This window comes from Bradyrhizobium sp., from assembly GCF_049519115.1.
Lineage (GTDB): Bacteria > Pseudomonadota > Alphaproteobacteria > Rhizobiales > Xanthobacteraceae > Bradyrhizobium.
In genome coordinates this window covers 60,995-80,496 of sequence record NZ_JBEKRB010000026.1, presented here as the reverse complement: position 1 = coordinate 80,496, position 19,502 = coordinate 60,995, and the positions used below count along the sequence as shown (strand labels likewise).

Here is a 19,502-nt window from a genome sequence, read left to right as displayed (position 1 = left end):
CTCCAAATGCGGCGACGCGATGCTACGAAGTTACCTGTTTGAAGCAGCCGGGGTTCTGCTGACGCGCGTCCCGAAATGGTCAGCCGTGAAGGCTTGGGGAATAAGGCTCGCCAAGCGCAACGGGCTCCGCAAGGCCAAGGTTGCGGTCGCGCGTAAGCTCGCCGTCATTCTGCACCGCATGTGGATCAATGGAACCGAGTTCAACTGGTCTACGAAGGAGATTGCTGCTTAGCGAGGCGACCACCGAGTTCCTGCCTAACGGCAGGAAAAGACGTCCCAGCCGGGACGATGGCGATGGTGAGTTCGACCGATTTTTTGCGCGCGTCTGAAAGGGCGACCGCGATTGCAACATTGAACCGCCAGCGTCACCTTACGCCATCATGCGGAGGGTTCACCCCTACCGCGGAGAGAACAGTGGGCCCGGCAAGGACGATCATTGGAGAGCTTGACACCCACACCCGGAATTAGAGAACACTATCGGCACATAGCGGACTGAGCACTCGCAGCGCTGAATGTCGGTTGTTAGCGGCGGTCCGGACACCAAGCCAGTGAGCAGCGATTGGATGGATGATCGTGACAGGGGGGTGTATAAAATGGGAGAAGCGTGGGGTGCTTCGTGGGTAAATGAACCAAATCCGCAGATTTCAAAGCGTCATCAATAGCGTTTGGGGGAAAGCGGATCCGTCAAACCACATCCTTTGATTGCAATACCGCTCCCGCTCGCAATAAGAGATGAGCGCAGCTATGCTAAATGAGGTTCGTAACAGCACGCAACTCTGTTACAGGCTCATGTCTAGCTGGCTGGGGAACTAGGATTCGAACCTAGACAAACAGAGTCAGAGTCTGTTGTGCTACCGTTACACCATTCCCCAAATTATTCCGAAAATCAATCATATAGCGGTTAAACCGGCGACCTAAGATGAAGCCGTGTGGCCTCGCCTCACGTCGGGACCTTCTACTCGCTCCATCCCGGTTTTGGCAAGCGGAAGAGGACCCGACCGCCAAATGGCGCCATTGCCTCTTGGGTTGCCATAGCAACCGTCTGCGAAGACCGGCCTATTTGATCTTGTCGTAGGCTGCGGAAAAGTCGTTGAGCGACAGCGGGACCGTGATGGTTTCTTTGCCGAGGTCCTGAAAACTGATCTTGAGCTGCTTGCCCGCTTTCAGCGCGTTCAGTGTCTCCGAAGAAATCGGCACGCTCGCGTAGCAACCCCGGTTTTCGCAGGTCTGGATCGGAAGGTCGGCGCTCTTGCCGTCATCGATCTGAAATTTCGCGCCGGCTTGCAGATTGAGCCCGAGCGGCAACTGCACGAGCGCGATCGGCGCGCGGGTATCGCCGGGCACGCGGATGTTGACCAGCACAACCAGTTGCCCGGTCTTGATGAGGATCGCGTTCTGCTCCATCGCGCATTCGAGCGGGGCCTCACGGCTTGGACTGCTGCAACGTACGGCCCAGCCGGGCTGCGCCGGAGGGGCAGGCGTACCGGAGGGGGAGGGCGCCGATGTCGGCTGGGTTTGCGCTTGACCCTGGCCTTGGCCTTTGGCCTTGGGGGTCTTCTGCTGGGCAGAAGAAGTCCCAGCGGCCGAGAGCGTGGCGAGGACAGCCACCATCGCAAGGCGTGCGAGTTTCACCGATCGGTCTCCGCGAGAGGTTTGGCGCGCCGATCGGCGAGCTATTTGAATAGATTTACTCGGCGGCTTCCTTGACGGCGCCATGCTCGGAGGCGTCGGGCGCATCGTCATTCCTGGAGCGGCCCCAGTTGGAAAACGCGTTGGAAAGCTTGTCCAGGTAGAGATAGACGATCGGCGTCGTAAACAGGGTCAGGGCCTGGCTGACAAAGAGACCGCCGACCATCGCGTAGCCGAGCGGCTGGCGAATTTCCGACCCTGTACCGGTGCCGAGCATCAAGGGGACGCCGCCCAATAGCGCTGCCATGGTCGTCATCATGATCGGTCGGAAACGCAGCAAGGCCGCTTTCTTGATCGACTCTTCTGGTGACAGATGCTCGTCGCGTTCGGCCGCGATCGCGAAGTCGACCATCATGATGCCGTTCTTCTTGACGATGCCGATCAACAGGATGATGCCGATCAGCGCGATCAGGCTGAAATCGTATCCGAAGGCCATCAGGATCGCGAGCGCACCGACGCCTGCGGAGGGAAGCGTCGACAGAATCGTGAGCGGATGGATGTAGCTCTCGTAGAGAATACCGAGGATCAGGTACACCACCACGAGCGCGGCAAGGATCAGGAGCGGGACGGTTCCGAGCGACTGCTGGAACGCCTGCGCGGTACCCTGGAAGCTTGAGTTCACCGTCGACGGTACACCGAGGTCAGCCATCGCTTTTTGCACGGCATCGGTCGCCTGTCCGAGCGCTGCGTTCGGCGCAAGGTTGAAACTGATGGTGATGGCCGGGAACTGGCCCTGGTGGCTGATCGAAAGCGGCCGGACCGGTACGCTGGTCCAGGTCGCAAACGCCGACAGCGGCACCTGGTCGCCCGTCGTCGGCGATTTGACATAGAGTTTGTCGAGGGTGTCGAAGTTTCCTTGCAACTCCGGCAGGATTTCAAGGATCACGTGATAGCTGTTGAGCTGCGTGAAATACTGGGTGACCTGCCGTTGCCCGAAGGCGTCGTACAGCGTGTCGTCGATCAATTGCGGCTGGATACCGTAGCGTGAGGCCGTGTCGCGATTGATCTTGAGCTGCAGTGTCGTGCCGTTCGACTGCTGGTCGGTAGCGACGTCGCGCAGCTCCGGAAGCGTTGCCATCTTCGCAAGTACCTTGGGCGCCCACTCGCTGAGCTCGTCGAGGTTGGCGTCCTGAAGCGTGAACTCGAATTGGGTACGGGTCGGCCGGCCGCCCAGACGCACGTCCTGCGCCGCCTGCATATAGAGCCGCGCGCCCTGGACCTTCTCAAGTTGGGGACGCAAGCGGGCGATGACCTGCATGGCGTTGACGTCGCGCTCGTCGAGCGGTTTCAGCGTAATGAACATGCTGCCGTTGTTGCCGGCCCGGCCGTTGCCGCCGATCACCGCTCCGACCGTCGCCACAGCCGGATCGGCCTGGACGATGGCTTGAAGCGCTTCCTGCTGCCGCACCATTTCGGCAAAGGAAATATCCTGCGCGGCTTCCGTCGTTCCGCTGATCAGGCCGATGTCCTGCTGCGGAAAAAAGCCTTTCGGAATGATCATGAACATATAGACCGACAGCGCCAGCGTCGCGAAGAAAATGACCAATGTGGTCCGCCGCCAGCTCATGGCGAGCTCGAGTCCGCGCTCATAGCCGCGCAGCATGGCGTCAAAGCCGCGCTCGCTCCACTGATAAAACCGCCCATGCGCCTGATGCTCGCTGTGCGGGCGCAAGAAACGGGAGCACATCATCGGCGTCAGCGTCAAAGACACCACCATCGAGACAAAAATCGTCATCGCCAGTGTCACCGCGAATTCGCGGAACAGCCGGCCGATGATGCCGCCCATCAGCAGGAGCGGAATCAGCACGGCGACCAGCGAGATACTGATCGATAAAATCGTGAAGCCGATTTCGCTGGAGCCTTTGAAGGCCGCCGTCATCGGCTTGTCGCCTTCCTCGATATAGCGCGTGATGTTTTCCAGCACCACGATCGCGTCGTCGACGACGAATCCGACGGCGATAGTGAGCGCCATCAGCGACAGGTTATCGAGGGTATAGCCGAACACCCACATCAGCGCGCAGGCGCCGAGCAGGCCGAGCGGCACCGTGATCGCCGGAATCATCGTCGCCCAGAAGCTGCGCAGGAAGACGAAAATGACCATGACGACGAGAACGATGGTCAAAAGCAGGGTGAACTGGACGTCCTCGACGGCGGCGCGAATGGTTTGGGTTCGGTCGCTGAGGATGCCGATCTTGATCGCGGCCGGAATGCCGGCGACCAGCCGTGGCAGCAGCGCCTTGATCTTGTCCACGGTATCGATGACGTTGGCGCCCGGCTGCTTGTAGACCACCAGGAACACGCCGCGCTTGCCGTCGGCCCAGGCGGCTTGCTTCATGTCTTCCGACGCCGTTATCGCCTGGCCGATGTCGCGAACCCGCAACGGACCGCCATTGCGATAGGCGATAATGACGTCGTTCCAGTCCTTCGAATCCAGCATCTGGTCGTTGGAATAGATCGTAAAGGCGCGTTTATCGCCGTCGATGTTGCCCTTGGGGCTGTCGACCGTAACGATCGAGATCTGGTTACGCACATCCTCGAGCGACAGACCCTTGGCGACCAGCTTGGCCGGATCGACCTGGACGCGGACCGACGGCTTTTGCTGCCCGCCGATCGTGACCTGCGCCACGCCGGAAATCTGGCTGATCTGCTGCGCGAGCTGCGCATCGACGGAGTCGCTCACAGTGGTCAACGGCAGGGTGTCTGACGTTGCGGACAACAGCAAAATCGGCGAATCCGCCGGGTTAACCTTGCGATAGGTCGGCGGCGTCGGGAGGTTTTTCGGCAACTGGCCGCCGGCGCCGTTGATGCCAGCCAGCACGTCGTTGGCGGCGCCGTCGATGTTACGGTTGAGATCGAACTGGATGGTGATGGACGCGGTGCCGAGATAACTCGTCGACGTCATCTGGGCGATACCGGGAATCTGCGCGAACTGCCGCTCCAACGGCTGCGCCACCGATGACGCCATGGTTTCCGGGCTCGCGCCCGGGAGCTGCGCGGTGATCTGAATGGTCGGGAAGTCGACCTGCGGCAGCGGGGCGACGGGAAGCAGGGGATAGGCCACGAGGCCGACGAACAGAATGCCGGCCATCATCAGCGAGGTGCCGATGGGATATTTGATAAAGGGAGCGGAAATCCCTTCGTGAACCCCTTCGTTCATTCCTGCTGCACCTTCGGTTGGGCCGGATCCGAACTGGCCACGGCGATGCTGACAACCGCGCCCGGCTGAACCTTGAACTGACCGGCAATGATGACCCGCTGGCCCGCCGACACGCCACTCTCGATCACCGAATGGCCGTCGATCGACTGGCTGACCTTGACCTTATGCAGCTCGGCTTTGTTGTTCTGGTCGACAGTGTAGACAAAAAGGCCTTCGGTGCCGTGCTGGACCGCATCGTCCGGGACCACGGTCGCCCCCTTCAATGTCCGCACCAGAAGCCGCGTGGAGACCGATTGGCCCGGCCACAAAGCATGGTCCTTGTTTTCGAAGACGGCCTTGAGGCGGATGGTGCCGCTGGTCGAATCGACCTGGTTGTTCACCACCGCCAGCGTTCCTTCCGCCAGCGGCCGCTTGCCGTCGGTCGTGATCGCAATGGTCTTGAGCGGCGTGGCGCCTTGCGCGCCCTTGATGTCAGGCAACTGATCTTCGGGCGCGGTGAAAATGACGGCAATCGGCTCAACCTGGGTGATCGAGACGATCCCGGTCTGGGCCGAGGCATTGACGATATTGCCGACATCGACCTGGCGCAGGCCGACGATACCGGAGATCGGCGCCTTGATGTCGGTATAGTCGAGCTGGGTTTGGGCATTGTCGATGGCAGCCGCGTCTGCCGCGATCTGGGCCGTGAACTGCGATACGCTGGAGCGCTGGGTGTCGAGCTGCTGGCGGGTGGCGAACTCACCGAGCTTGATGAAGCGCTGCAGATCCAGGTTGATGTTGGCAAGATTGGCCTCGTCCTGCTCCTTCTTGGCCTTGGCCGCGTCGAGCGCCGCCTGATACGGCCGGGGATCGATTTTGGTCAGGAGATCGCCCTGTTTGACGTACTGGCCCTCGGTGAACGCGATCTTGTCGATCTGGCCGTCGACCCGGGAACGCACGAGGACGGTATTGAAGGCCTGAACGGTTCCAAGGCTCGTCAAGTAGACTGGAAAGTCCGCCTTCTCGACGGTTGCAACGCTGACCCGCACCGCACTACGCGGGGGGCCCTTTTGCGCACCGTTCGCCGCTGCCTGTTGATTTTCGCCATGGAACCGCTGCCAGCCGTAATAGCCGGCTCCTGCGATCACCAAGGCCAGCAAAATCCAACGCGTTGCCCGCGATTTTTTCATGTCGGCCTTCAGATTCAAAAAAATATAAGTAGCGAGTCTTCCCAAGGGTTCATAGACACTTCATATATAATACGCGTGCACTTAATGTGTAAACACACTATGGCTTGAGAATCCTAAACTATTGGCAATCCGCGGCTCGTCCAGACCCTTATGACTCTCGACCTAAAAAAGCAGTTCATTACCCAGCTGATCGAAAGTTCGCGATTGCTGCGCAACTATGTCGACCATCGGGCTAAGTCCCGCGGCACGACACGGGCGCAGTGGATTGTGCTGTTCCGTTTGCGCGAGCAGGAGGGGCTGTCGCAGGTAGATTTGGCTGATGTGCTCGAATTGCAGCCGATTTCGCTGGTGCGCCTGCTCGACCGGCTGGTCGAGCATGGCCTTGTCGAACGCCGCAGCGACCCCCGGGACCGGCGGGCCAATCGCCTGTTCCTGACGGCGGCCGGCCGTCAGCTGGCCGACGACCTCGATAGCCTGCGCGACGCCCTTGCAACCGACGTGTTGCAGGGGATGCCGGCCGCAACGATTGAAACCAGCCTCAAGGCGTTGCGCGACGTCAAGGAGCGGATCAAAACCCTGGCCGAGCCTGCCGGCAACGTCGCGGCCAAATGACCGCTGACAAGTGAACCCTGACAAGTGATTTCGCTACAGGCGATCCCTTGAGATCAAGAGATCGCCATGCAACGCCATTTCTCAGATTTTCTGCGACAGACCTACAAAATAACCGCGGCGCGCGCCGAATTGCGGAGCGAACACGCCGATGCCGCTGCCGTCGCGGATCTCGTAGATCTTGTCGAACAGATTGACGATGTCGAAGCGCACGGTGAGTGGCTTGGCGCCCGACGAAGTGAAAATATCGTGTGCGATCCCGAGATTAACGGTCGCATAGGGTTCATTAAACGAGGAGTTGGCAAAGCCCGTGGGTAAGCCGCTCCCGTATTTGAGGCTCGCCGAAAACACCGTTTGATCCCACTTGTAGGAAACTCCCGCCGAACCCGTCCACATCTGCATGTCGTCGGTGTAGTGATAGTGGGTCAGCAGAAAAGCGAATTCATCCGCGTCGAGCAGATACTGGTTCGAGACCGGATCGGTGGCGCGGGTAATGTTGAACGCCAAGTTGGCGTAGGCGTACAGGTTGCCGTTCTGATACTTCGCTTTGGCCTCGACGCCCTCGCTGTAACCGCGCGCCCAGTTGAACTGCGTGAGAACAACTGCCTGCCCGAACTGGCCATCGTCGATCAGGTCGGTCGCGATCTTGTAGTAGCCGTCCAGCCCTACCGTCAGACCGGGCAATATCTTCTGATCGATGCCGACGTCGAAATAGTGCGATCGTTCCGGCTTGACTGGATCGTTATTGGGGACATCCGGCTGATTGGTTGTGTTGTTGAAGAGGGCGAGGTTGGATTGCGTCGCCTGCGCCTGCATCGGCGGGGTGAAATAGCGCGCGTAGCCGGCATGGAGGGTGGTGCCGTCGAACGGTTTGTAGACGAGCGAAATACGTGGTGAGAACTGGTTGGCATCCACGAATTGATAAAGTTGATCGAAGCGTAACCCGTAATTGAGGGTGAGCTGTTTGGTGAGCTTCCATTCGTCCTGCACATAGGCGCCGAGATTCCAGCCCAGCAGCGAATTGGTGTCGGTGACAGCAAATGGAGCTCCGGTGGGGTTGCCGGTGTTGGGATCGATATTGAATACGGTCGATATGTTGGAAACGTCGGTCTTCTCCGCGGTCGCCATGAACCCGAACCGTAACGTGTGTGCGCTGTTTATGTCGTAAGACGCATCGAATTGCGTGCCGTACATCTGGCTGGCGCGGGTGACGTCGGAGGCTACCCCATTGAAGATGAGGTCGTTGGCCACGTCGGGAATGAAATGCACGTTGGCATAGCGGGAGAACAGCGAGAACTGGCTGTCGATCAGTTCGCCATGCGATTGAAGCGCGACGATATTGTAATAGTACTGATCGATTTCCCGCTCGTTCAAGTTTGACGAATTTGCCGTATTTGCGAGATTGGCCAGGGTGGTCGCACCGAGACCATTGGGCAAAAGGTTGTTGGAATCCGGGAATACTGTCTGATTGGGGTTATTCGGAATCTGGAACGTGCTGTAGGAGGCGCCTGAAATGATGCTCACGCGCTGGGTATCGTTGATCGCCGTCGACACGTAAGCAAAGAACTTGCCCTGGTCGGTGTGATCGTGCTGTGCGTTGATCGTGGACGTCGTATTTTCGATTCCGAGGTTGTTGAAGTTGCCGCGGCCGGAGAAGAAATACTGGGTATTGCCGACGCTGCCACCGTAATCGAAACTCGGCGTGACCGTGCCGAAGCTGCCGCCATAGATACTGATGTTGCCACCGGGCGTTGAGAACGACCGGCTGGTGATGTCGAGAACGCCGGCGGTGCGAAGCCCATACTGCGCCGGCAGTGCTCCCGTCAGGAGCGACAGACTGCTGATGAAATTGGTGTCGATGACCGGTCCGAGTCCCGACACGCCTTCCGGCAGGACGAAGCCGTTGATCCGCGTCTGTACGTTGTTGTACTCGCCGCGGACGTGGAAATTGGGATTGGAGACGGCTGAGTCGTAGTTGACGCCGGGGAATTGCAAAACGAGCTTGTCGACGGGCGTATTGTCACCTTGCGGTCCTGCCACGATCGCCGCCCGGTCGATCGTATCGGTGGAGGCCCCCAGCTTGGTCAGGATGTGGTCGCGCTGCTGATCGAAGCCTTCCATTTTGTGATCAAGTGCTGCCTGGGCGGGGGTCTTCCCGCTATTGCCTGCCTCCTGGGCGGGCTGGTTTGCTTGTCCGCTGCCGCGGCTCGTCACAGTTCGCTTGGGAGCAACGCGTTTAGCGAGCTTCGGTCTGGGCCTCTCGCGGGGATCGACGACCACGACCGGCGGCAGCTCCTGGGTTGCGCCGGCTTGCTGCGCTAAAGCGGCATGTGGCTGCGCAAGGCAAAGCAAACCCGACGCAATGACCGGCTTGAGGATCGCCGAGCTTCCATACAGGCTGCTGCGTTTTGGACGATTGCGCGGCTGGTCATCACGCATGGCTTTCGTGTCAAGAATCGTTTGCCCGCAATCTGCGTTCGAACGGGCAAAGCCAACTTTTACAGAGTCACGCAGAAACGACATAAGTCCCCCAAGCCGAGAAGATGAATAGTCCTGACGGATCGAGAACCATCGCGAAGGTGACGTATTCCGTTGCAAATTTTTGGAACTGCTCTAATGGCGATCGGACGAGAATCCTTCAGACAGCGCTACGGCAAGCATCAAGAAAACCTCAGGCTGCAAGAAAACTCCAGGCTGCATGAGTAGTCTCGGTTGGTCAGCTTTGGGAAGAATTAGTGACAAACGGGCTGTCGATCATCGGCACGACAACTGGAATAAGTCTAACTCACGCGTTAGCTACTCGACGTGGCGTCGGAAATGCTTTTGAAGCAAACTGCGGCACAGGACTGGAATCCGGGAAGCTATGTGAATGTTTAGAACCGTTCTTAAAACCGGCTTCGTGCTGGCATTCATGGCGATGGGAACGCCCGCCTTCGCCCAACAGAATGCGGCGGTGCGGGACCCGAAAATACCAGCCGGAGCAACGGTATCGACCGTGCAGCCGAGCGTCGCCGCTGCAACGGCTCCCGGCGATAACGGAACGGCGACAACCGAAGTCGCCAAGCCATTGAAGGCCACGCTGCACGAACTGTCGCCCTGGTCGATGTTTCTCTCGGCCGATATCATCGTAAAGGCTGTGATGATCGGCCTTGCGTTTGCCTCATTGGTAACGTGGACGATCTTCATCGCCAAAATGTTGGAGTTGTCGTTTATTCAGCGATCTCTGCGCGCAGCGCTCCGCAAGATTGCGGATTCAAGATCGCTGGCGGAGGCTCAATTCGCGCTCGGTTCCAGCGGCACCATCCTGTCCTCATTGCTGGCGGCGGCGATGCGCGAGGCGCGGCTGTCGGCGGGAATTTCCAGCGACGGCGGCGTGAAGGAACGCGCGGCCTCGAGCTTTGCCGAGATTGTGCGGGCGGAATCGCGCCGGATCCGTCTCGGAATGGGCGTGCTTGCCACCATCGGCGCGACGTCGCCCTTTGTCGGGCTGTTCGGCACGGTTTGGGGCATCATGAACAGCTTCATTGGCATTTCGAAGTCGCAGACTACCAATCTCGCGGTCGTGGCTCCCGGCATCGCCGAGGCGCTGCTGGCAACCGCGATCGGTCTCGTCGCGGCTATTCCGGCGGTCATCATCTACAACCACTTCTCGCGCGTCACAAAGGGCTACCTCGAACTGGTCGGCCGCTCGTCGGGCGCGGCGGGACGACTGTTATCGCGCGATCTCGACCGCACCCATGTCAGTTCGCAGGGCCGGGTCAATTCGCGGGCCGCGGAGTAAAGCATGGGCGTCTCACTCGCCGATACGGAGCTCGATGACGACGCCGACTTCGCGGAGACGCATGACATCAATGTCACGCCCTTCATCGACGTCATCCTGGTCCTTTTGATCATCTTCATGGTGGCTGCGCCGTTGTCGACGGTCGACCTGCCGATCGATCTGCCGTCTTCAACCGCAACGCCGCAGAAAAAGCCGGACAAGCCGACTTACGTCAGCATCAAACCGGATCTGTCGCTGGCGATTGGCGAGAAGTCCGTCAAGCGCGCCGAATTGATCTCGACGCTCAATGCGGCGGCCGAGTCAAATCCGGAGCGTCTGGTTTTTGTGCGTGCCGACCGCGGCGTGGCCTATGGCGACCTGATGGACGTTCTGGAGCTGTTGCGTCAGGGAAACTACCGGATGAAGCTGGTGGCGCTCGAAGGCGTTGCCGACGCTTCGACCCCGTCGCCCACATCCGGAGCGGCAAGGCCTTGATGCGATGAGCGAGCTTGTGCAGGAGCAACGGCCGCCCTGGCGGCTCTGGACGATCGCGGCGATTGCCGCCGTCTCCCTGCATTTGGCTGGCGCGGCGTTGGCCCTCGCACATCTCAATCCCGACGACGGCGCCGACGGGCTCGGCTTCGACGCCCAGTCGATCAGCGTTGATCTGGAGTCGCCGGCTGCCGACGAGACCGAGCTGCCCCCGGGGCCAGACGCCGATGCCTCCGTGGCATCGCCTGCGCTCGCCGAGAAAAAGGCGGAGGTCAAGCCGAACGAACTGCCGAAGGAGACGCCGAAGGAGAGCGAAGCACCCGATCGGATGGTGACGCAGAACGAGCAGAAAAAGCCGACCGAGGACGATCCGAAGGTCGAGACGGTGCAGACCGCAGCGTCACAGGAATCGGTGGCGCAGGAGGCAAGCGCCCGGCAGCACATCGAAGGTGCACGGGAGGCCAACGCTACGGCGGCGCCAAATCTCGGGATCGGCAGAGACAATCAAATGCTAACCGCGAAGTGGGCGAAGAAGATCAGCGCCTATTTCGAGTTGCACAAGCGTTACCCGAAGACGGAAAAGACCAAGGCCGCAAAGGTCAAGCTGAGCATGGTAATCAACCGTCTGGGTCATGTTGTGTCGCTGGCGGTCGCGGAAACCTCAGGCGATCCGATGTTCGACGACGCCGCGCTTGACATGGTCCGCCGCTCCGATCCGGTGCCGCGTCCAGGGGACGACTTGAAGCTGACTGACGATGCCATCAGCTTCAATCTGGACGTGGATTTCAAGGACAAGAAGTAAGAAGTGCCGGCGTTGACCCGCCGGGACTTTTGGTGGCCGCAAATCGCGTCAGCGAAAGAAATACCGGAACGCGGTATAGACGACAACCAGGCCGGCAAAAATCAACGCAACGGGAAGCTTTGACTTTCCCGGCGCTCCGCCCGCCACCTTCGGCCGTTGTGCCGGCGGACGCTTGAACGCCGTGACGTTGTCACTCGCAGGACCTGTTTCGGTCGAGCGGGGTTTGACTTCGGGGGCCTGTCCCGCACCGCCCATCTCCTCGTAATAAGTCTGATAGATGAGCTGTATAAGGGCCTCGGACGCTTCGGGCTCGCTGTTTTCTTTCAGCAACAGCTTGTAACGATCGAGGAAGGCCTGTGCCGTCGGGGGCAAGGAAGAGGCGCCGTTCAGCTTAGCCATCATGGTCCAGGTTGCGAAATCGGCTCTTGCCCTGGTATCGGCGCGTCGCGCGATCATCATGTCGGCTGCTTTGATCAAAATACCCTCGGCTTTTGGGTGGCGAAATCCACTCCACTTGGTTATCCGTTTCCGGTGACGATGAGTATCAGCCGGATCACATAACCGGTCATCGTTCGCAATATCGCCGAAATAACATCAAGATTTAGACCGAACTGCGAGCCGGCCAGCGGAAGCAGGATCAACAGCCCTATCAGGATTAACATCCCGAACGGTTCCAGCCGCGAAAGCGGCGCCGCCAGCGCTCGCGGCAACAGCCCGACCGCCACGCGTCCGCCGTCCAGAGGCGGGATCGGCATCATGTTGAAAATCGCAAGGATCACATTGATCACAAGCGCATTTTTGAGATTGTCCTCGACCCATTGCGCGGCATTGTCGGGCAGAAGGTCCACGGTATGAAAGGCCGCGGCCGCAACCAGCGCCAGCGCAATGTTGGTGGCGGGACCCGCTAGCGCCACCAGGACCATGCCGATGCGCGGGTTGTTCAGCGCCCGAAAATTCACCGGCACCGGCTTGGCATAGCCGAACAGAAACGGCGAATGCGACATCAGGAGGATCGCCGGCATGATCAGCGTGCCGAAGGGATCGATGTGCCGGATCGGATTGAAGCTGACGCGGCCGAGGTCATAGGCGGTGTTGTCGCCAAGGCGATGGGCGACATAGCCGTGGGCCGCTTCGTGAAAGGTGATGGCGATCACGAGCGGCAGGACCCAGACGGAGAAGTCGTAGAGAGTGATGTTCACGGGGGCGGGGTTCCGGTTTGATTCCGGCCGACGCTATCACGTTCCGAAGCAATTAGTGCTTAAGTGGGACCTTCCGGATATTGCCTCAGGCCGTCATCGAGCCTGACCCAGGCGATCTTTTCCGAAACCCAGATATGCTCGGTTGGCGCAAAGGCGTTGCGGTCGTCGAAAGTAGCCAGAGCCACGCCCGCCGCCGTGCCATTGCGACGCCAGGAGAACAGCCGGGTGCCACACTGTTTACAGAAAACCCGTTCTAGATGGTCCGAAGATGGATAGCGGCCGGTATCGCCCGTCACCGTTATGGTGCGCTGGTCGTAGAGCGCCCGGGCGAAGAACGGCGAACCCATTGCCTTCTGGCAATTGCGGCAGTGGCAGACGCCCACATTGATCGGCTCGCCCTCGCAGCGAAAACGCACCGCGCCGCACAGGCATCCGCCTTCTCGTGTCATGAAGGTTCCTAATAGGTCGCCCGGCCGCCGGAAATGTCGAATACCGCGCCGGTGGAGAACGAGCAGTCTTCCGAAGCGAGCCAGGCTGCGAGCGCGGCCAGTTCCTCGACCAGGACGAAACGGTTTTTCGGAATCTTCGACAGCATAAAGTCGATGTGGGCTTGCGTCATCTGGTCGAAGATCGCGGTCTTGGCCGCGGCCGGCGTCACCGCGTTGACCATGATGTTGTATTGGGCAAGCTCCTTGCCGAGCGACTTCGTCAGCGCGATCAGACCGGCTTTGGAAGCCGAGTAATGCGCGGCGTTGGGATTGCCCTCCTTGCCGGCAATGGAAGCAATGTTGACGATGCGCCCGTAGTTTTGCTTGATCATCACGGGCGCAACGGCCTTGCAGCAGACAAAGGGGCCGTCGAGGTTGATGCGCAGCACCTTGCGCCACTCGTCGAAGTCGGTCTCCCAGACCGTCTTGTTGATCCCAGCGATGCCGGCATTATTGACGAAAATGTCGATCTTGCCGAAGGCTTTCAGCGTTTCCTCGCGTGCTTTCTCAACGGCCGCAAAGTCGGATACGTCAACCTTGACGGCGGTGACGCTCTCGCCGATTTCCTTGGCGGTCTTCTCGGCCAATGGCTGATCGTGATCCCAGATCGCGACCTTGGCGCCTGAAGCGACAAAGCGCTCGGTGATCGCGCGCCCAAAACCCTGGGCACCGCCGGTGACGACGGCGCAGCGGCCGTTCAGATCGATCTTGTTCATAAAGAGTGTCCTTTGATTACAGCGTCCAGCCGCCGTCGATGATATGTGCCACGCCGGTGGTAAAGGCGCTTTCATCGCTTGCGAGATAAACCGCCAGTGAGGCGATCTCTTCCGCCGTGCCGAGCCGTCCCATCGGTTGTCGTGAAACGAACATCTCGCGCCCGCCGGGACCGGCCGCCGCGGCGCGGTTGAGCATCGAGGGTGTTTCGATGGTGCCCGGGCAAATGCAGTTGCAGCGAACGCCTTTGGTGATGAAGTCGGTCGCGACCGCACGGGTCAGCGCCGCGACGGCCGCTTTGGTCGCGCCATAGACGTAGCGGTTGGGCGCCGCCTTGAAGACGCCGGCGGCCGAGGAGATGTTGACGATCGATCCGTGGCCTCGCTCCAGCATGCCGGGCAGGAAACTGCGGATCGTCCGGTGCATCGATTTGACGTTGAGGTCGAAGGAGAAATCCCAATCCTCGTCGGAGCATTCGAGCACCGTGCCGTGATGCACGAAGCCGGCCGCATTCATCAGGATATCTACCCCGCCGACGCGCCTGGCGATCGCGGCGACCGCCGCACTGTCGCGCACGTCGAGGCGCGCGACGTCCTTGACGCCCTCCTTGGCGAGATCAGCCAATGCCTTTTCGTCGATATCGGTGGCAAAGACGCTGGCGCCTTCACGTGCAAAGGCAATCGCCGAGGCGCGGCCGATGCCGGCGGCGGCCGCGGTGACAAATGCGCGTTTGCCTTTCAGGCGGTCTGACATGTTTTTCTCCCATCGTTTTTGTCATTGCGAGGAGCAGAGCGACGAAGCAATCAAGACTTCTTCTTCGATGCTGGATTGCTTCGTGGAGTTTATCATCGGGCGCACATCCGTGCGACCCGTTGGCTCGCAATGACGGCTTCTGTCTTAGTGATTATCCCTCGCGACGCCGAACTTGCCGGCGATGTCGTGATAGCGCGTGGCAAGCTCCATGCAGGCGCCGGTCGCTTGCTGGCCGACCGTCGAGCGATAGATTTCCTGCCACGGCGTCTGGCTTGCCGGATAGGGGAAGCCACCCTTGGCTTTCAAATCCGCGTGCCGCTTCTTCACTTCGTCGTCGGAAATCAGGATGTTGGCGCTGCCCTTGTTGAGGTCGATCCGGACTCTGTCGCCGGTCTTGAGGATCGCAAGGCCGCCGTCGGCGGCGGCTTCCGGCGTGGCGTTGAGGATCGACGGCGAGCCTGAGGTGCCCGACTGTCTGCCATCGCCAATGCAGGGCAGGGACAGGATGCCGCGTTTGATCAGGGCCGCGGGCGGCTGCATGTTCACGACTTCTGCGCCGCCGGGATAACCGATCGGCCCGGTGCCGCGCACGAACAGAACACAGCGCTCGTCGATGTCGAGCGCGGGATCGTCGATGCGATGGTGATAATCTTCCGGGCCTTCGAACACGATGGCGCGGCCCTCGAACGCGTTCGGGTCTTTCGGGTTCACCAGATAGCGGTCGCGGAATTCCTTGGAGATCACGCTGGTCTTCATGATCGCGGAATCAAAGAGGTTGCCGCGCAAAACGAGGAAGCCTGCGTCCTTCACTAGCGGCTTGTCGTAGCTCCAGATCACGTCGCCATCGGGCGTGGCCGCCTCGCGGCAATTGTCGCCCATGGTGTGGCCGTTGACGGTGACCGCGTCTTCGTGAACGCGCCGGGCCTTCATCAATTCGCGCACCACCGAGGGCACGCCGCCGGCGCGGTGGAATTCCTCGCCAAGATAGAAACCCGCCGGCTGCATGTTGACGAGCAGCGGAACGTCGTGGCCGAACTTCTGCCAATCGTCGATCGACAGCTCGACGCCGATATGTCGGGCGAGCGCGTTGATGTGGATCGGCGCGTTGGTCGAGCCGCCGATCGCCGAGTTGACGACGATGCAATTCTCGAAGGCCTGTCGCGTCAGGATGTCGGAGGGTTTGAGATCCTCCCAGACCATGCCGACGATCCGCTTGCCGGTCTCATAGGCGATCTGACCGCGTTCGCGATAGGGCGCGGGGATCGCGGCGCAGCCGGGCAGCGACATGCCGAGTGCTTCCGCCAGCGCGTTCATGGTCGAGGCGGTGCCCATGGTGTTGCAGTGGCCGACCGATGGCGCGGAGGAAGCCACGATGGTCATGAACTGCTCGTAGTCGATGTCGCCCGCGGCAAGCTCCTCGCGCGCCTTCCAGACCACGGTGCCCGATCCGGTGCGCTGACCCTTGTGCCAGCCGTTGAGCATGGGGCCGCCGGAAAGAACGATGGCCGGCAGGTTGACGGTGGCGGCAGCCATCAGGCAGGCTGGCGTGGTTTTGTCGCAGCCGGTAGTCAGCACCACGCCGTCCAGCGGGTAGCCGAACAGGATTTCGACCAATCCGAGATAAGCGAGGTTGCGGTCCAATGCCGCAGTCGGGCGTTTTCCGGTTTCCTGGATCGGATGCATCGGAAATTCCATCGCGATGCCGCCAGCGGCCCTGATGCCTTCGCGCACCCGATGCGCCAGTTCGAGGTGATGCCGGTTGCAGGGCGACAGGTCGTTTCCGGTTTGGGCAATGCCGATAATGGGCTTGCCGGACTGCAATTCTTCCCGTGTCAGGCCGTAGTTGAGATAGCGCTCGAGATAGAGCGCGGTCATCCCGGGGTTGTGGGGGTTGTTAAACCACTCGCTGGAACGGAGTTTGCGCCTGGTGACGCCGGTTAGCGGCTTGTTCATGGTTTCTCCCGCAGCGCACACGCCATAATTTGTGCGCTCTATTTTAAACCACAATGTCGCATGTCGAGATGCTCTTCGCAACGGTTCGTCCCTTGTGGCGTCCGCCTACGACTTTGATCCAAGGACACAATCGCAAAAGTCTGGTATGACCCGGTCAAATCAAGGCCGGCCGTCTAATGGCAGGAAATCTGTTCGGGAGGTTGTGGATGTCGTCTGTGCAAATCCGTGACGTGCGGAAATCGTTTGGCGGCTTTGAGGTGCTGCACGGCGTCACGATCCCGATCGAGGACGGGGCCTTTGTCGTGCTGGTCGGCCCGTCCGGTTGTGGCAAATCGACCTTGCTGCGGATGCTCGCAGGCCTCGAAAACATCACCTCGGGCACGATTTCGATCGGCGACCGCGTCGTCAACAACATCCAGCCCAAAGAGCGCGACATCGCGATGGTGTTCCAGAACTATGCGCTCTATCCGCACATGACGGTCGCCGACAATATGGGCTTCTCGCTGAAGCTCCGCGGCGCCAATGCCGATGAGATCCAGAAGGGCGTCGCCCGCGCCGCTGAGATTTTGGCGTTGACGCCGCTGCTCGACCGCTATCCCCGCCAACTGTCGGGCGGCCAGCGCCAGCGCGTGGCAATGGGGCGCGCGATCGTGCGCGACCCGCAGGTGTTCCTGTTCGACGAACCGTTGTCGAACCTCGACGCCAAGCTGCGCGTGGCGATGCGCACCGAAATCAAGGAGTTGCATCAGCGGCTGAAGACGACGACGGTCTATGTGACCCACGATCAGATCGAGGCCATGACCATGGCTGACAAGATCGTGGTGATGCATGACGGTATCGTCGAGCAGATCGGTTCGCCACTCGAACTCTACGACCGGCCGGATAACCAGTTTGTCGCGAGCTTTATCGGCTCGCCGGCGATGAATTTCCTCAAAGGCAAGGTCAAGGCCAACGGCGTTGCTAGCTTCGAAGGGCCGAACGGGGTCAAGCTGCCTTTGGCGACCGCGCCTGCCAACTCCGACGGCAGGCCCGCGGTCTATGGCGTGCGGCCGGAGCATTTCACGATTGCCGACGACGGCGCGGAAGCGGAAATCGTCGTGGTCGAACCGACGGGATCGGAAACGCAGGTCTTCGCCAAGCTCGGCGGCGAACAGGTCGTCGCCGTCTTCCGCGAGCGTCATCAATTCAAGCCGGGCGACAAGGTCCGGCTGAAACCGGAACCGTCGCTGGTTCATCTGTTCGACGAAGGTACCGGCAAGCGACTTTAATTAACTGGCCGACCAAAGAGCCAACCAAAAGGGAGAAAAGTGACAATGAATAGCTTTACACCGGATCGGCGATCTCTGCTCAAGGCGGGCGGCGGCCTGCTGACAGCTGCGGCTACCATGTCGGCCGACCAATTGCTGGGCTACGCGAAGGCGTGGGCGCAGGCGGCACCTTGGAAACCGGAAGCCGGCGCCAAGATCAATCTGTTGCGCTGGAAGCGTTTCGTCGAATCCGAAGACGTCGCGTTCATGAAGATCGTCGATGCCTTTCAGAAGGCGACCGGCGTCACCGTCAACGTCTCCAACGAATCCTATGACGATATTCAGCCGAAAGCCTCGGTGGCGGCGAATACCGGGCAGGGCCTTGACATGGTGTGGGGCCTTTATTCGTTGCCGTTCCTGTTTCCCAATAAATGCACCGACATGACCGATGTCGCCGATTACCTGGCCCAGAAGGGCGGCGGCTGGACCAAATCGGGCGAAGCCTACGGCAAATTCGACGGCAAGTGGATCGGCATTCCCGTCGCGGCGACCGGTGCGCTGATCAATTATCGCGTCGCTGCGATGGAAAAGGCCGGCCACAAGGAGTTTCCGAAGGACCTCGACGGCTTTGCCGACCTCGTCAAGGGTCTCAACAAGAACGGCACGCCGGCCGGCATGGCGATCGGGCACGCCTCGGGCGACGCCAACACCTGGCTGCACTGGGCGCTGTGGGCGCATGGTGGCAACCTGATCGACGCGAACAACAAGGTCGTGCTCAATTCGCCGGAAACCGCCAAGGCGCTGGAATACGTCAAGGGGCTTTACGACAACTTCATTCCGGGCACGGCGTCCTGGAACGACAGTTCCAACAACAAGGCCTTCCTGGCCGGCCAGCTCTATCTCACCGTCAACGGCATCTCGATTTACGTCACGGCGCGGAAGGAAAACCCGCAGATCGCCGAGGACATGAATCACTCCGATCTGCCGGCGGGTCTTGATGGCAAGGTTCGCGAAATGAACCTGGGCTTCCCGATCCTGGTGTTCAACTTCACCAAGTTCCCGCAGGCCTGTAAGGCCTTCACAGCCTTCATGATGGAGCCGGAGCAGTTCAATCCGTGGGTCGAGGCGGCGCAGGGCTATCTGTCGCCGTTCCTGGCCGGCTTCAGCAAAAACCCGATCTGGACCGCCGATCCCAAGAACACGCCGTACCGCAACGTGGCCGAGGTTTCGTTGACCCCGGCCGGCATCGGCAAGATGGGCGAGAACGCAGCCGCCGCGATTGCCGACTTCGTTCTGGTCGACATGTTTGCGAACTTCTGTACCGGCCGCGAGGACGTGAAGACCGCGATGACGTCTGCGGAGCGCTCCGCCAAGCGCATCTTCCGGTAGGATCAATGGCCGGCGCGGCTGTTGCCGCGCCGGCCTTCTTTTTGTTGACGGTCCGGGCTAAATTCGGCACGGAATTGGAGC

16 protein-coding genes, 1 tRNA gene and 1 pseudogene are annotated in these 19,502 nt (G+C 60.3%); 7 read left to right on the top strand and 11 right to left on the bottom strand.

Features of this window, described 5'->3' with window-relative positions; genetic code table 11:
- Nucleotides 1-232 (top strand): annotated as a pseudogene (locus tag ABSE61_RS20035) (IS110 family RNA-guided transposase); the annotation flags it as partial.
- 566 nt (nucleotides 233-798) lie between these two features.
- Here the strand turns inward: ABSE61_RS20035 and ABSE61_RS20030 are convergent.
- From ABSE61_RS20030 to ABSE61_RS20015, 4 genes are all read right to left on the bottom strand, one after another.
- Nucleotides 799-872: transfer RNA gene (locus tag ABSE61_RS20030), tRNA-Gln, on the bottom strand.
- A 184-nt stretch (nucleotides 873-1,056) separates the two neighbouring features.
- The gene (locus tag ABSE61_RS20025) at nucleotides 1,057-1,632 is read right to left on the bottom strand and encodes an invasion associated locus B family protein (protein WP_423872868.1); all 576 of its coding nucleotides are present in this window, start codon (nucleotides 1,630-1,632) and stop codon (nucleotides 1,057-1,059) included.
- A 55-nt stretch (nucleotides 1,633-1,687) separates the two neighbouring features.
- A complete protein-coding gene (locus ABSE61_RS20020) occupies nucleotides 1,688-4,846 on the bottom strand; it encodes an efflux RND transporter permease subunit (RefSeq protein ID WP_423872867.1) in 3,159 nt (1,052 codons plus the stop codon).
- The gene (locus ABSE61_RS20015; RefSeq protein WP_423872866.1) at nucleotides 4,843-6,015 is read right to left on the bottom strand and encodes an efflux RND transporter periplasmic adaptor subunit; all 1,173 of its coding nucleotides are present in this window, start codon (nucleotides 6,013-6,015) and stop codon (nucleotides 4,843-4,845) included. The genes ABSE61_RS20020 and ABSE61_RS20015 overlap by 4 nt, the downstream gene beginning before the upstream one ends.
- 150 nt (nucleotides 6,016-6,165) lie before the next feature.
- On the opposite strand from ABSE61_RS20015, the gene ABSE61_RS20010 reads away from it, so the two are divergent.
- A complete protein-coding gene (locus ABSE61_RS20010; protein WP_423872865.1) occupies nucleotides 6,166-6,627 on the top strand; it encodes a MarR family winged helix-turn-helix transcriptional regulator in 462 nt (153 codons plus the stop codon).
- A gap of 81 nt (nucleotides 6,628-6,708) precedes the next feature.
- On the opposite strand, the gene ABSE61_RS20005 is transcribed toward ABSE61_RS20010, so the two are convergent.
- Nucleotides 6,709-9,063, bottom strand: coding sequence for a TonB-dependent receptor (locus ABSE61_RS20005; protein WP_423872864.1), 2,355 nt, complete (start codon nucleotides 9,061-9,063; stop codon nucleotides 6,709-6,711).
- Between the two features lie 430 nt (nucleotides 9,064-9,493).
- On the opposite strand from ABSE61_RS20005, the gene exbB reads away from it, so the two are divergent.
- The 3 genes from exbB to ABSE61_RS19990 are packed head-to-tail and all read left to right on the top strand — an operon-like array spanning nucleotide 9,494 to nucleotide 11,678.
- The gene (gene exbB / locus ABSE61_RS20000; RefSeq protein ID WP_423872863.1) at nucleotides 9,494-10,405 is read left to right on the top strand and encodes a tonB-system energizer ExbB; all 912 of its coding nucleotides are present in this window, start codon (nucleotides 9,494-9,496) and stop codon (nucleotides 10,403-10,405) included.
- A gap of 3 nt (nucleotides 10,406-10,408) precedes the next feature.
- Entirely contained in the window at nucleotides 10,409-10,879 is a 471-nt protein-coding gene (gene exbD, locus ABSE61_RS19995) for a TonB system transport protein ExbD (RefSeq protein WP_423872862.1), read from the top strand.
- 4 nt (nucleotides 10,880-10,883) lie between these two features.
- Complete coding sequence (locus tag ABSE61_RS19990) at nucleotides 10,884-11,678, top strand: energy transducer TonB (RefSeq protein ID WP_423872861.1); 795 nt, start codon at nucleotides 10,884-10,886, stop codon at nucleotides 11,676-11,678.
- 48 nt (nucleotides 11,679-11,726) lie between these two features.
- Here the strand turns inward: ABSE61_RS19990 and ABSE61_RS19985 are convergent, their stop codons facing one another.
- From ABSE61_RS19985 to ABSE61_RS19960, 6 genes are all read right to left on the bottom strand, one after another.
- A complete protein-coding gene (locus ABSE61_RS19985; protein ID WP_423872870.1) occupies nucleotides 11,727-12,137 on the bottom strand; it encodes a hypothetical protein in 411 nt (136 codons plus the stop codon).
- 59 nt (nucleotides 12,138-12,196) lie between these two features.
- Nucleotides 12,197-12,877, bottom strand: coding sequence for a site-2 protease family protein (locus ABSE61_RS19980; RefSeq protein ID WP_423872860.1), 681 nt, complete (start codon nucleotides 12,875-12,877; stop codon nucleotides 12,197-12,199).
- A 59-nt stretch (nucleotides 12,878-12,936) separates the two neighbouring features.
- Nucleotides 12,937-13,326 (bottom strand): GFA family protein, encoded by a 390-nt coding sequence (locus ABSE61_RS19975; protein WP_423872859.1) that lies wholly within the window; start codon nucleotides 13,324-13,326, stop codon nucleotides 12,937-12,939.
- 8 nt (nucleotides 13,327-13,334) lie between these two features.
- Nucleotides 13,335-14,081 (bottom strand): SDR family NAD(P)-dependent oxidoreductase, encoded by a 747-nt coding sequence (locus ABSE61_RS19970; protein WP_423872858.1) that lies wholly within the window; start codon nucleotides 14,079-14,081, stop codon nucleotides 13,335-13,337.
- Between the two features lie 16 nt (nucleotides 14,082-14,097).
- Nucleotides 14,098-14,832 (bottom strand): SDR family oxidoreductase, encoded by a 735-nt coding sequence (locus ABSE61_RS19965; protein WP_423872857.1) that lies wholly within the window; start codon nucleotides 14,830-14,832, stop codon nucleotides 14,098-14,100.
- Nucleotides 14,833-14,976: 144 nt separating this feature from the next.
- The gene (locus ABSE61_RS19960) at nucleotides 14,977-16,785 is read right to left on the bottom strand and encodes an IlvD/Edd family dehydratase (protein ID WP_423872856.1); all 1,809 of its coding nucleotides are present in this window, start codon (nucleotides 16,783-16,785) and stop codon (nucleotides 14,977-14,979) included.
- Nucleotides 16,786-16,991: 206 nt separating this feature from the next.
- Between ABSE61_RS19960 and ABSE61_RS19955 the strand changes: the two genes are divergently transcribed.
- Both ABSE61_RS19955 and ABSE61_RS19950 read left to right on the top strand, forming a co-directional pair.
- The gene (locus ABSE61_RS19955; RefSeq protein ID WP_423872855.1) at nucleotides 16,992-18,053 is read left to right on the top strand and encodes an ABC transporter ATP-binding protein; all 1,062 of its coding nucleotides are present in this window, start codon (nucleotides 16,992-16,994) and stop codon (nucleotides 18,051-18,053) included.
- Between the two features lie 45 nt (nucleotides 18,054-18,098).
- The gene (locus tag ABSE61_RS19950) at nucleotides 18,099-19,421 is read left to right on the top strand and encodes an ABC transporter substrate-binding protein (RefSeq protein WP_423872854.1); all 1,323 of its coding nucleotides are present in this window, start codon (nucleotides 18,099-18,101) and stop codon (nucleotides 19,419-19,421) included.
- Nucleotides 19,422-19,502 lie beyond the last annotated feature (81 nt).